Genomic DNA, 12,086 nt, shown 5'->3' with positions numbered 1-12,086 from the left:
CTCTTACAATTGTGAATTTGTCTGGTTTGTTGCAAGGTGAGAAGCGCCCGCAAGGTCCGTTCGGGGCGATGGTTATCGTGTCGCTGCAGGAGACTAACCAGGAAGCTGTCCGTACGGCAGCGATCCACAATGCGCGTTTTGACATTGTTGAACTGCGAGTTGACACTTTTAAAAACGGCGATCCGCTTGCGGCAGTGGGGGATCTTAAGCAGCCGGTGATTCTCACTCTACGCACTGCAGCGCAGGGCGGTGAATTAGATATTACCGCTGCAGCATATATTGCCCGTCTGCGGGAATTTTTAACAGCCCATAAATTTGCGGCAGTAGACCTTGAGTTACAGACTGTGCAAACTGCGCGCCGCACCGATGCACAAGCGGTAGCCTCCCTGCTATCTCTTGTTGAGGAACTCGGAATACCAATAATCTGGTCGCACCATGAGTGGCAGCGCACTCCGTCGGTAGACGAAATACGTGAGTTTTTCCACCTGCTCGGGCAGCAGACGACACCCCATGGAACCCCGAAGCTTGCGTTAATGGCGCACTCTCCCGCTGATACAGCAGTATTGCTCGAGTGCCTGCGGGAGTACACGGCTAAGGGGCGCCCGGCAATCGGTATTTCGATGGGTGATTTCGGCGCGCTCAGTAGAATTGCGGCGGGTGCTTTCGGCGGTGTAGCTACTTTCGCATCTTGCGGATCGGCGAGTGCTCCCGGTCAGTTAAACCTTGACCGCTTAGCTGCGATTAGCGACGCGCTGGCTGCCCAGGGTGTCGATAGTGCAGCAGCCGCGGCACTGAGCGTGGCAGAAATATCGGCCTTGCTTGCAAGGCTGGCAGACTAGGGGGACTGCAGCTGCTCTAGAAAACGCTGCGTCACACTCGGATCGGCGATAAGTTCTGCTGGGATGACATTTACCATTGCGATTCCGGTGATCGCAAAAGCAACTACCGAAGCGATAGCACCGCCGACCAGTGGGATCCAGAAAGCAATTTTACCCTGCCTCTGACGCCGGAAAGTTAGCAGCACTGTTGCCGCAAAAATCACGAATATGGTGGCGGCGCCAATAAAACCGAGAGTCTGCACCCAAGGCGGTGACACTAATTCACTTTCTGCAGCCAGCAGAAATAGGTTGAAAGTCTTCGGCAGCTGGTAGAGCGAAGACGCAGATATCATCGCGCCAAACACAGCGAAGCCGAGCAAAATAAAGGTAATAACACGATCTGCGGGGTGTGCGAGTGGTTTTGTGACCGGTGAGCCGCTTGCGCCCGCGGAAACGTTTCGCGTCTCGCTTACGGCAGTGGCTTTGGCAGCGGGCTTTGCGGCCGCTGTTTCAGTGCTTACCGGGGCGGAGTTTAGCGGAATTGTGTGATCGTAGCGCAACCCAAGATTGTGCGGCACACGCGCAGCTGTAGACCGGTCAGCGGCAGCGGTTTCAGACTCTTGTGTCTCTTGCGCCGGCTCCCACTGCCAGCCTTCGGGAGCGAGCTCACCGAACTGCGGTTTTGGTCGCATGGTCGGTTCTGCTGCGTTTGAGTCTGGTTGCTGCTCGTTGGTCTTGTTATCTTCGCTCATAGTTGTCTACGACTCTACCCGCATTGCTTTAACGCGATCTGAGAAGACGGTTGCATTCCTGTAGCGGAATACAACCGTCTCTTTTTGCCTTAAGGTTAAGCGCTAATAGACTGTCCAGCTGATCCAAGCTGCTGCGCCGCCTCAACAACCCGCTTCGCCATGGAAGCTTCTGCAGCCTTACCCCAGGCGCGAGGATCGTATGCTTTTTTGTTTCCAACCTCACCGTCAATCTTCAAAATGCCGTCGTAGTTTCTGAATATTTGATCGGCAGCGCCGCGTGTGTAAGCGTATTGAGTGTCGGTGTCGATGTTCATCTTTACAACACCGTTTCGCACGGCCTCAGCAATCTCCTCTGGAGTTGACCCGGAACCGCCGTGGAACACAAGATCAAGCGGTTTTTCGCCTGTGCCATACTTTTCAGCGATGCCGAGCTGGATCTCTTTTAACAGTTCTGGACGCAGCTTCACATTACCTGGCTTATAAACACCGTGCACATTGCCGAATGTGAGAGCAGCCATGTAATCTCCCTGTTCACCAAGCCCGAGAGCCTCAATCGTCTCTACTACATCCTCAAGGGTTGTGTAAAGCTGATCGTTAATTTCGTGTGAGACACCGTCTTCTTCGCCGCCAACTACACCGATCTCGACCTCAAGAATGACATCGAGCTCCTTGCAAATTGGAAGCAGCTCCTTGGCGATAGCCAAATTTTCTTGCAGTGTTACAGCAGAGCCGTCCCACATGTGTGACTGAAAATAAGCCCGGCCGCCCTCGGCAACACGCTCGCGGCTGCGCTCAATAATTGGTTTCAGCCAGTCGTCAAGGCGCTCTTTCGGGCAGTGATCGGTGTGCAGAGCAACGGTGATTGGGTAGTTCTTTGCGATTTCCTCGGTAAATTTAGCGAATGCGATAGCGCCGCTTGGTTTATCGTCAATTGTGTGACCTGAGAAGTAAGAGCTGCCGCCGTGGCTCACCTGCAGAATACCGTCTGAGCCTGCCTCTGTGAGCCCCTGCAAGACTGCGTGCACAGTCTGTGAACTCGAAACGTTAATTGCCGGGAATGCGAAACCCTTTTCTTTTGCGCGGTTGAGCATTTCACGATACTGCTCTGGTGTTGCTACTGGCATACCTGACTCCTTTGTTGCGTTCTGCACTCGTTCTTTAAGTCTACGTTGCGTTCCATCACGATGGAACTAGGAAGAGAGTGATATTTAATTTTTTAACCGCAGAAACAGGCGGTTGCCGCACCTTCGGCACGGTTCGTAGTTAGGCTAGAGGTACTGAAAAGATACGCGCCGCATAATTTGCGCAGATCAAGTTTGGAGACAAAGAATGAGTGACGAGCTACGGTTGCACGACTGGCAGCCAGACCGCAACCTGGGCATGGAGCTGGTGCGCGCAACAGAAGCTGCAGCAATTAGGGCAACACCGTTCGTTGGTCGTGGCGATAAGAACGCTGCTGACGGTGCAGCCGTAGATGCTATGCGACGTTTTTTGTCTACTGTGTCTATGAACGGCACGGTTGTTATCGGTGAGGGTGAAAAAGACGATGCCCCGTGGCTCTACAATGGCGAGCGTGTGGGTAACGGCATGGGAGCACAGTGCGACGTCGCCGTTGATCCGATCGATGGCACTCGTCTAACCGCTGACGGCAGGCCGGGAGCGCTCTCTGTGATTGCCGTCGCCGACCGGGGGAGCATGTACGATCCCTCCGCAGTTTTTTATATGAATAAGCTTGTGGTCGGGCCAGAGGGCGTTGGCGTAGTAGACATTCGGAAACCGATCGGTGAAAACATTCGCGCGCTCGCGAAAGTAAAGGGTGTCGAAACCTCAGATATTCGAGTGGCTGTGCTCGACCGCCCGCGTCACGACCAGTTGATTACAGATATCCGTGAAGCAGGAGCGGGTGTGCAGCTCTTCTTAGACGGCGATGTTGCAGCCGGAGTAAACGCTGCAAGCTTTGACTCTCGCGTAGACATCTGCGTTGGGGTGGGCGGCACCCCCGAAGGAATTATCACAGCCTGTGCGGTGAAGGCGCTTGGTGGTCAGATTCAGGGCGTGTTGGCTCCGAAGGACGACGAAGAGCGCCAGAAGGCCTTAGACGCCGGTCACGACCTTGACGCTGTGCTCGATCAGAACACACTTGTTACCAGCGATAACACTTATTTTGTAGCAACCGGTATTACAAGCTCTGATTTTATTGAGGGTGTGCGCCGCCGGGGGCCGTTCCTGCGGGCCGAGAGCATTGTGATGCGTTCGCACTCAGGCACTATTCGCCGCGTTATCTCTGATATGCGCGAAGACCGCTGGGGAGTGTAGCCGGTTTTCTTTACGGGTAAACCGCGACAGCTACTCAGTCTCAGGAGCTGTTTCGGGCGCTGCGGTGAGCTCACCAGCTGCAAACTCGCGCAGCAGCTTTGAGTCTGACTCATCACGTGGGCGTTCTGTAACTGCGGTGAGCTCTTTCCCAAGGTCGAAGAGATCGGGATTAATCTCGGCCAGTTTGCGCGCGGGGGAGATAGCGCTGCGTTCAAACGAGCCAAGAAACTGGTTGTAGTCTTTTGCTGCGGTTGTGAGGGTGCGACCAAGCTTTCCCAGGTGTCTAGAGTTGATGGCGAGCCCCGCGGTAAAACGGCGCCCGAGATTTATAACCTCCTGCGCCTCTTCAGTGACCTTCGCCTGACGCCACAGACCCGCAACGCTCTCAAGCACCGACCACAGCGTAACCGGAGTTGCAAGCACCACACGTTTTTTAAAAGCGTTACTGAGTAGATTGCTGTCACCGTTGAGTGCCTGAGACAGGATTGCTTCAGACGGTAGGAAAGCAATCACAAAGCTTGGCGAACCGTCTACGACATCAGCGTAGTTGCGCGTCGAAAGCTTTGAAATGTGCCCGTTGATTTTTTTGGCGAGTGCGATGTGTAGCTTATTTTCGTCTACGCCCTCTGCAGTGCTGTCAAGCAGCGGCACCTTTGCATCGATGACGATAGAGCCGCCACCGGGCACCTTAACAATGAAATCTGGGCGGCCATTATCGTCTGCAGAATCTGTTTGCGCCTGTTCGAAATAGTCGATGTTTGGTTGCAGGTGCGACTGCTCTAGCAAGCGTTTGAGCGTCATCTCACCCCAGCTGCCGCGTTTATTAGTGTTGCTCAGCGTGTTTGCGAGCTGCTGCGCTGTGCCGAGCAGCTGTTGTTCAGCCTGCTGAGATTTGCCCAACTGTGTAAAAAGCTGTGACAGCTTCTCTGCGTTAGTTTTGTCGAGCGTGTTGACTCTTTTTTGCAGCGCGTCGAGAGTCTCTCGAATTGGCCCAAGCGTGGTAATAATTTCACGCTCCTCCGCCTGCTGATTTGCGCGTTCTGTTTCCCGTTCTTGATACTGCGCTATTTGTTCACGCAGCGCCGCAAGCTGTGCCTGTGCGGCGGCGCACTCGCGTTCAGCCGCACTGCGTGCTGCGTCAGCCGCAGCCAACTGCGGTGCTAGCTCAGCCTGTGTTTGCTGCACAGCAGCAAGGCGTGCTGTCTCAGCTGCGCTTTCTAGCTTTGCAGACCAGATGGCCTTAGTTATGAAATAAGCGAAGCCGGCTCCTGCTAACAGTGCTGCGAGAACCACAAATAGTGCGGTGATTGTGTTCATGTAACAACCTTTTCACAAGGGTCTATGATTTTATAACCGCCTTAAAACGATTACGCATATAACCTCATCTTATTTTGCGAGAAAGTCAAAAAATTAAGACTAACCGTATTAAGATAAGTAAATCTGGTTTTGCCGGATAGCTATTAAAAATACGTTGGTGTGAATTTTTGCCAAGGGAGGCAATATGTCACAAATTACTCCGCACTCTTCCGAGTTGAAGAAAGAAGTCGGCAGTTTCGGTGTGCTGTCGCTCGGCGTTGGTGCAATGGTAGGCTTCGGCTGGGTCATCCTGGTTGGCGATTGGATCATGAAAGCGGGATCCTTCGGCGCAATCCTAGCGTTCCTAATCGGTGGCCTCATGATGGGCGTTGTCGCACTGGTTTACGCAGAGCTGGTAGCGGCTATGCCGCACGCAGGCGGTGAGCACAACTACATTATGCGCGCCTTAGGCCCGCGCTGGTCGTTATTTGGCTCCTGGGCAATCACGGGCGGTTACTCCGCGGTTATCGCCTTCGAGTCTGTTGCGCTGCCGCGCGCGCTCGGATACATCGTGCCGCTCGATAAAGGATATATGTACACCGTTGATAATTTTGAGGTGTACGCTCTCTGGGTCGCAGCGGGCTCAGTTACAGCAATCCTGATCACAATTATTAACGTCCTTGGCGTGAAGTTTGCAACCAACGTGCAAATTTTTGTTGTTGTGTTCCTGTTCGCTGTTGGAGCACTGCAGCTGTGCGGTGTTTTTATCGGCGGCGATATGACCAAACTCGAGCCGTTTTTTGGCGATAGGGAAACTGGCGGCCTAGCCGGATTTGTTTCTGTTTTGGTTGTTGTGCCGTTCATGTTCGTTGGTTTCGACGTGATCCCACAGACAGCGGAAGAAGCAAATCTGCCGTCACGGAAAATCGGTATGCTGTCATTCAACTCGGTTGTTGTCGCCGCGATCTGGTACATGCTGATTATTTTCGGTGTTTCTGTCGCGCTTGATGCGAGCGAATTGGCAAACTCTGAACTGCCAGCCGCTGACGGTTTTGCAGCTCTATTTGGAGGCAGCAAGTTCATTGCAAACCTAATTGTTGCCGCCGGTCTCGCCGGTATTTTGACCTCTTGGAACTCACTGCAAATGGGTGCGGCACGGCTGCTGTACTCGCTCGCCCGCGGTGGCATGCTGCCAAGATGGCTCGCCTATGTGCATCCAAAATTTGGCACTCCGATGAACGCAGTTATCCTGCTCGGCCTGTTTGCTACGGTCGCGCCATTTTTTGGGCGCTCAACCCTGGTCTGGGTCGTTGACGCCAGCTCACCAATGGTTGTCATCGCATACATGATGGTTGCTATTTCGTTTGTTGTGCTGCGTTATCGCGAGCCAGATATGGAGCGCCCACTCTGGATTGGTGGTCGCGGTCTCGGCGGTAAACTGATTGGCTACCTAGCTATCGCAATCACCATATTCTTGATTACCTGCTACATCCCAGGCATTCCGTGGGCGGCTGATCTGTCATGGCAGTCGTGGGTAATCTTTGGTCTGTGGTGGCTCTTTGGGCTCTACTTCACAATGCGAGTGCCCGGTGGTATTAAGCCCGGACCGCTGTCAGAGACCCAAGTGCTGCAGGTTATTGAAGAGCGGCATATGCGCAAAAAGGCGCGCTAGTCACAATCAAAAGGTGTTTGTAGGCCCACTTCTTCGGGCTTACAAACACCTTTTGCTGTTAGTCAACGCTGGTGACTATGAGACAGATGCGCACCTTGGATATTTCAGGCACCAGCTCTGCCGCTTCCTGTCGCAACAAATCAGCAAGAGCCTCTGTGGTTCGGGGAGCCGGCTCTGATCCGCGCACCCGCACCGCTCCTGAAATAGTCAGCTGGCCGCTCTCAACGTCAACCTGGAGCAGTTTAGATGCTGGATTTACCACCAGCTCGCGCAGTGCGCTGACAGCCTGATTAACCTGCGTGCGAGCAGGTATTCGGGTTAGGCTAAGAACTGCAGGATGGCTCTCAAGCCCAGCCGATAACCGGCGAGAGAGCTGCTGCAAATCTAAAAATTCGAGAGACTCTTTAGATTCACTCATTGTTTTCTCCCGCAGGGTTAGTCGGGAAAACAACCACATCTGATACTTGCACATCTATAGCGGCAATATCGAGGGTTGTGTGAGTTTTGAGTTTTTTACTCACCGCTGCGCGTATCGCATCTGCCGCTGGTTTCACAGAGACGTCAGAGGCAACACTCGCCCGCAACTTAACGGTGATTTGAGCACCCGGCTCGGTAATCTCAGCTGGCAGCTCGATCTTAGTTACCAAACAGCTTTCAATAGCGTCACTAGCATCACGGATTAGCGCTTTTACGGCGCCTTCGGTAATTCCCAACTCCTGTGACTCTGTGGCTTTACCGAGGGGGATGACTCGACCCGGACGAGAATCAGCGATAATCAACGTCGTGAGCTGCTCCCACCAGTCGGCGCTGGTTTCAATAGCTGCGCTTGAGCGTTTACTAACCTCAGCTGTCAACGAACGCAGACGGCCTAGCTGTTGTAACACGTGTGAGGCGTGCGGGTCAGACTCGAAACGATCCTGCAGAGCTTCACCTGCGTTGTCGAAAAAGTCATTGATTTCGTCAAAGTTAATCTCTGAATTCTGTTTCTGCTGTTCGGTCACTTCCACACCTCCATTCCGGCGATTAATGATTGTCGTGCCCTTGCAATTGCACCGCGGACTGTGCTGAGGGGCAGCTCCAGGCTATCTGCTATCTCCTGGTAACTTAAACCACCAATTTCTCGCATTACCCACGCTTGTCGTTGCAGATCCGGCAGTCGGTTTAACAGCTGCTCGAGAGTCTCAATTTGGGAGTTTATCTCGATCTGCTGTTCCGGCCCGGTGTTCTCTGCAGCAATGTGCGTCTCTAACTGGTCAGAGCTGTGATCTTTTAAACCGCGAACCGTGTCAATAGCCTTGTGGCTGACGATGCGCATTAACCAACTCTTCACTTTGTGCGGATCTTGGATAGTGTCGAGCTTCTGCCAGGCTGTGACAAAAGCTTCCTGTACCGCGTCGTCTGCGTTCGTGCGTGAGCCAGTGATACGAGTGGCGTAGGCAATCATCATGCCGGTGTAGCGGGAAAGCAGAATTGTGAACGCGACAGTATCGCCGTCCTGCGCTCTAGACACCAGGGCGTCGTCTTCTAACTGTTTAAGACGTTGCCTGTAAATAGCGAAATCTCCTCGTCCTGAATGTATCTAAAAAATATTTTGAACTTTTTTGTGACGAATTGCAGTTTGATTGCGACTTATTAGTAATCCTATCCAAGCACGAAAGGAAAACAGAAATGGAAAACGTAGACGTAGTAAACCCAAGCGGGATCAACGGCAAGACCGTAATCGATGATTCAGTAGTTGCAAAGCTCACCGGTATCGCAATCCGCGAAATCCCGGGTGTGCACGCTCTCGGCGGCGGCGCAGCTCGTGTGGCTGGTGCAATCCGCGGTGTAGTAGGTAACACCGATCACGCACAGGGTGTATCAGTTGAGGTTGGCGAGCAGCAGGTTGCGGCAGACATCTCAGTTGTAGCTGAATACCCAGTTGCGCTGCAGGAGCTGAGTGACCGTATCCGTGAGGCAGCTGCAAAGGCAATCATCGAGCTGGTTGGCATGGATGTTGCTGAGGTAAACGTGACCATCAATGATGTGCACGTACAAGAGAACGACGACGAAGACGAAGAGCCACGAGTTAGCTAATGAATAACAAACTGATCGGAAATACCGCTGCCGGAATGCTGATCGCTGCGATAATCGCGATCAGTCTGTTCGAGCTCGGATTCTGGAAGACCTTTGTTGTGGTTATTGCAATGGCCATCGGTGCGCTCGTCGTGCGCATCGTAGAGGGTCGCCTAGATGTTCGTGCGCTCACTGATGTGATTAGAGGTCGTCGTTCCTCATGATTAAAACAGCAGAGGTGGCGGGTGTAACCCGCATCACACCAAAGGCGTTGCAGCGCATGGTGTCTGCAACGGCTGCAGATCTGCTGGGCTCAGACATCAAAAGTGTTAGCACAAACGTAGAGGATCAGGAGGGCAAGCTCTCAATTGAGGTGCGTGCACCGATTGCACTGCCGCCTTTGGGAGCTGCTCTCCCGGTTGCCCCCCTAACCGCAATGGTGGAACAGATTCGTGAGCAGATCGCAGCACGAGTGCACGAGCTTACCGGTCGTGCAGTAGGAAAATCTGTGATTGAGATTTCAGGTGCCCGAGTGATTGAGAAAGGAAGGGTGCGATGAGTGACAAGTATGCGCGCATTATACGTCGTGAAACTAACGCCAGCCGCGCCGTCCTCGCAACGATCCTCGCGGTGTTTGTGATCCTGTTCAGCTTTTGGATCATAACTGAGATTCTGTTACATCTGTTGGTGGATCACTATCTGATAGTCCCCGCTCCTCAGATGCGTGACTTCCTGTTCGATCCTGCGACTGTGACTCAACCGTGGATTATCGGTGCTGGTATTGTGCTGGCACTGCTTGGAGTGCTGCTTGTAATTGCGGCGTTAAAACCCGGTTGGCAGCACCGTCACACTGCGACCTCCCAGAATAACACCGTAGTGATTGACGATCGCGCGATCGCAGGCGGTCTCGAAACCACAGCCGCACTGGCTGCTGGTGTGCCAATAGAGCAGGCGCGAGCAACCGTTTCAAAGCGAAAAGTGCATATTGATTTACAGCCAATCAGTGGTTTGCAGCCGGACTTGAACGCAGCTGAAAATGCTGTGGCCGAAGAACTTGACCGTCTTGCGCTCACACCGGAACTGTCGGTGTCGGTGCACGTTGCGAGGGAAGGGAAGCTCTAATGAACACCACACCACGTGGGCTCAATCGTATTGCACTGCTTCTTTTCGGTCTTATACTGCTCGTGACAGGGGCTGCGCTACTCGCTTTTCAATTCGTGCCGCAGGTGCAGGATACCTGGCACGATGTTGCAGCGGGGGTCGCAGATGTTACCCGCACAGAGTCTGTCGCCGGAGTGCAGCTGCCTGCAGCCTGGCCCGCAATTGCGGTCATAGTAATCTGTGCACTGCTTGCTTTATTCGCACTGCTGCATATATTTGCGCAGTCCTCAGGGCGAGTTGGGCATTTCTACAAACGCAGCGCAAATAACGACAGCACCACCGCCGGGGCTGTTATGCTGCAGGGTTCATTTGCCGAAGATCTGCTCAAGCCTAGGCTTGAGGGGCACAAAGCTATTGCTGCAGCGCATGTAACCGCGCGAAACACAGGCAAACAGCGTGCTCTGAAGGTGCGTGTTGACACTCGTCGTGGCGCACACCTGAGTGAGGTAACTCGGGCCTGTCAGCAAGCAGCGGACGAATTTGTGCAGCTGCTCGGTTATGAACCAGTAATCGTATTTGAAATCAAGAATGGAGTGCGCTCGGCACTCCTGGGTGAACAGCGCGTGCTGTAACCTGAAAATTTAGGAGGAATAATTATGGGTCTCGATGACAAGATCAAGAACGCTGCTGAAAACGTTGGCGGCAAGATCAAAGAAGCCGTAGGCAAGGTAACTGACAATGAGCAGCTTGAAGCTGAAGGTCAGGTTGATCAGGGTTCCGCTAAGGTAAAGCAGAAGGTTGAAGACGTTAAAGACGTTTTCAAAGGCTAATAGTTAAAAAGATATATGTGATCCCGGATAGGGGATCGGTAGCGCAAGAATCTTAAAGCTGAGAGTCTTGAGTGCTAAGTAAGGAGAAAATAATGGGCTTTTTAGCATGGATCGTGCTCGGTCTTATCGCTGGTGCGATTGCGAAATTGATTATGCCGGGTAAGCAGGGCGGCGGGTTCTTTGTAACCCTCCTGCTTGGCGTTGTTGGCGCGCTAGTTGGCGGTTGGCTTGGCAGCCTCCTGTTCAATGCTGACCTGCAGAACTTCTGGTCATTCCAGACTTGGGCGCTCGCTATCGGCGGTTCGTTGGTAGTGCTGCTCGTTTGGGGTCTGATCACAGGCCGCAAGGGTCGCTAATTTACCAGAACATATAAGTCTGCCCCGGGGTGTTAGCTCCGGGGCAGTTTTTTATATATCGCGGTAAGAATCGAGACGCCTATCAAAGATAGGGAAATTAGCTCGTGCCTCAGCAACTGCGAGCGGATCAAGCTGCGCTCGCACAACCTGCTCAGCTCGGCTCTCTGCAGCAGCGATAACTTCACCTGTGGGAGATATCACCATACTGTGACCGCTGAATTCGGTGCCGCTTTGCACACCGGTGCTGTCTGATCCGATCACAAACGACTGCTGCTCAATGGCGCGAGCTCGTAAAAGAGCGGCGCGGTGTGGTGCGCGCGAGAGAGCCCACGCGGCAGAGTTAATAAACAGTTCCGCACCGCGGCGCCGCTGCTCGTCCCAGAGGCCGGCAAACCGTAAATCAAAACAGATATTTGTGGTGAGCTGTAGCCCTGACGAAAGTGTGAGGTTTTCTGGAATTGCTGAGCCCCGCTCGACATAGTCTTTTTCGTTAGCAAACGGATGAATTTTGTCGTAGCAAAGGGAGGGAGCTTGCGCTTTTGTTCCGGGTTCATAAATAAGTGATGTGTTGCGCACACCGCCTGATGCATCACGGGTTGTGATGCTGCCCAGGTGCACGGTGCAGTTTAGCTCTGTTGCAAGATTCGCCCCAAGCTCCTTAAGCTCTGCCGCAAACTCGTCAGCGTCATGCGCATAGCGGTCAAAATTTAAAAACCCGGTCGCCCACAGCTCAGGCAGAACTATCAGGTTTGCGCCCGCCTGCGCACGGATAAGCTCTGTGACACGGGCGATCCGCGCCGCAACTGGTTCTGCGTCATCGCTGGCAACTTGCAGAACTCGAACATCAATCATTTATCCCTCCTCGGAGTTTATTTTAGCGACAGCAGACT

17 protein-coding genes are annotated in these 12,086 nt (G+C 53.3%); 10 read left to right on the top strand and 7 right to left on the bottom strand.

Annotated elements, in window-relative coordinates; translation table 11 throughout:
• The first annotated feature begins 17 nt into the window (after positions 1-17).
• Complete coding sequence (aroD, locus tag HCR00_RS03520; RefSeq protein WP_167142818.1) at positions 18-839, top strand: type I 3-dehydroquinate dehydratase; 822 nt, start codon at positions 18-20, stop codon at positions 837-839.
• Here the strand turns inward: aroD and HCR00_RS03515 are convergent.
• Complete coding sequence (locus tag HCR00_RS03515; protein ID WP_167142815.1) at positions 836-1,570, bottom strand: DUF6264 family protein; 735 nt, start codon at positions 1,568-1,570, stop codon at positions 836-838. The two genes, aroD and HCR00_RS03515, sit on opposite strands and share 4 nt — an antisense overlap.
• A gap of 95 nt (positions 1,571-1,665) precedes the next feature.
• Positions 1,666-2,694: a class II fructose-bisphosphate aldolase gene (fbaA, locus tag HCR00_RS03510; RefSeq protein WP_167142812.1), complete on the bottom strand. Its 1,029-nt coding sequence runs from the start codon at positions 2,692-2,694 to the stop codon at positions 1,666-1,668.
• 205 nt (positions 2,695-2,899) lie between these two features.
• Here fbaA and glpX point away from each other — a divergent pair, with 205 nt between their 5' ends.
• Positions 2,900-3,886, top strand: a complete 987-nt coding sequence (gene glpX / locus HCR00_RS03505) for a class II fructose-bisphosphatase (RefSeq protein ID WP_166987270.1) — start codon at positions 2,900-2,902, stop codon at positions 3,884-3,886.
• Positions 3,887-3,916: 30 nt separating this feature from the next.
• On the opposite strand, the gene HCR00_RS03500 is transcribed toward glpX, so the two are convergent.
• Entirely contained in the window at positions 3,917-5,203 is a 1,287-nt protein-coding gene (locus tag HCR00_RS03500; RefSeq protein ID WP_167142809.1) for a DNA recombination protein RmuC, read from the bottom strand.
• 184 nt (positions 5,204-5,387) lie between these two features.
• On the opposite strand from HCR00_RS03500, the gene HCR00_RS03495 reads away from it, so the two are divergent.
• Entirely contained in the window at positions 5,388-6,854 is a 1,467-nt protein-coding gene (locus HCR00_RS03495; protein ID WP_166987276.1) for an APC family permease, read from the top strand.
• A gap of 58 nt (positions 6,855-6,912) precedes the next feature.
• On the opposite strand, the gene HCR00_RS03490 is transcribed toward HCR00_RS03495, so the two are convergent.
• The 3 genes from HCR00_RS03490 to HCR00_RS03480 are packed head-to-tail and all read right to left on the bottom strand — an operon-like array spanning position 6,913 to position 8,364.
• Positions 6,913-7,272: a hypothetical protein gene (locus HCR00_RS03490; RefSeq protein ID WP_167142807.1), complete on the bottom strand. Its 360-nt coding sequence runs from the start codon at positions 7,270-7,272 to the stop codon at positions 6,913-6,915.
• The gene (locus HCR00_RS03485; RefSeq protein WP_166987282.1) at positions 7,265-7,855 is read right to left on the bottom strand and encodes a hypothetical protein; all 591 of its coding nucleotides are present in this window, start codon (positions 7,853-7,855) and stop codon (positions 7,265-7,267) included. Before HCR00_RS03485 ends, HCR00_RS03490 begins: the two co-directional genes overlap by 8 nt.
• Positions 7,852-8,364 carry an RNA polymerase sigma factor gene (locus tag HCR00_RS03480; protein ID WP_243854520.1) on the bottom strand — a complete coding sequence of 171 codons (513 nt, stop codon included), beginning with the start codon at positions 8,362-8,364 and terminating at the stop codon, positions 7,852-7,854. The genes HCR00_RS03485 and HCR00_RS03480 overlap by 4 nt, the downstream gene beginning before the upstream one ends.
• Before the next feature lie 158 nt (positions 8,365-8,522).
• Here HCR00_RS03480 and HCR00_RS03475 point away from each other — a divergent pair, with 158 nt between their 5' ends.
• The 7 genes from HCR00_RS03475 to HCR00_RS03445 all read left to right on the top strand — a co-directional run bounded on the left by HCR00_RS03475 (position 8,523) and on the right by HCR00_RS03445 (position 11,196).
• Positions 8,523-8,930, top strand: a complete 408-nt coding sequence (locus HCR00_RS03475; protein WP_166987285.1) for an Asp23/Gls24 family envelope stress response protein — start codon at positions 8,523-8,525, stop codon at positions 8,928-8,930.
• Positions 8,930-9,133 (top strand): DUF2273 domain-containing protein, encoded by a 204-nt coding sequence (locus HCR00_RS03470; protein ID WP_166987288.1) that lies wholly within the window; start codon positions 8,930-8,932, stop codon positions 9,131-9,133. Before HCR00_RS03475 ends, HCR00_RS03470 begins: the two co-directional genes overlap by 1 nt.
• Entirely contained in the window at positions 9,130-9,468 is a 339-nt protein-coding gene (locus HCR00_RS03465; RefSeq protein ID WP_166987291.1) for a hypothetical protein, read from the top strand. The genes HCR00_RS03470 and HCR00_RS03465 overlap by 4 nt, the downstream gene beginning before the upstream one ends.
• The gene (locus HCR00_RS03460; RefSeq protein ID WP_167142804.1) at positions 9,465-10,031 is read left to right on the top strand and encodes a DUF6286 domain-containing protein; all 567 of its coding nucleotides are present in this window, start codon (positions 9,465-9,467) and stop codon (positions 10,029-10,031) included. The genes HCR00_RS03465 and HCR00_RS03460 overlap by 4 nt, the downstream gene beginning before the upstream one ends.
• On the top strand, positions 10,031-10,642 hold the full coding sequence (locus HCR00_RS03455) for a hypothetical protein (protein ID WP_167142801.1): 612 nt from the start codon (positions 10,031-10,033) through the stop codon (positions 10,640-10,642). The genes HCR00_RS03460 and HCR00_RS03455 overlap by 1 nt, the downstream gene beginning before the upstream one ends.
• A gap of 24 nt (positions 10,643-10,666) precedes the next feature.
• Positions 10,667-10,840, top strand: coding sequence for a CsbD family protein (locus tag HCR00_RS03450; RefSeq protein ID WP_166987300.1), 174 nt, complete (start codon positions 10,667-10,669; stop codon positions 10,838-10,840).
• A 92-nt stretch (positions 10,841-10,932) separates the two neighbouring features.
• The gene (locus HCR00_RS03445; RefSeq protein ID WP_166987303.1) at positions 10,933-11,196 is read left to right on the top strand and encodes a GlsB/YeaQ/YmgE family stress response membrane protein; all 264 of its coding nucleotides are present in this window, start codon (positions 10,933-10,935) and stop codon (positions 11,194-11,196) included.
• 51 nt (positions 11,197-11,247) lie between these two features.
• Here HCR00_RS03445 and HCR00_RS03440 read toward each other — a convergent pair whose 3' ends face one another.
• Complete coding sequence (locus tag HCR00_RS03440; RefSeq protein WP_167142798.1) at positions 11,248-12,048, bottom strand: nitrilase-related carbon-nitrogen hydrolase; 801 nt, start codon at positions 12,046-12,048, stop codon at positions 11,248-11,250.
• Positions 12,049-12,086: the final 38 nt, after the last annotated feature.

This window comes from Canibacter zhoujuaniae (assembly GCF_011752005.1).
Classification (GTDB): domain Bacteria; phylum Actinomycetota; class Actinomycetes; order Actinomycetales; family Microbacteriaceae; genus Canibacter; species Canibacter zhoujuaniae.
The sequence above is the reverse complement of the archived record's forward strand: the minus strand, read 5'-3'. Positions and strand labels throughout refer to the sequence as shown.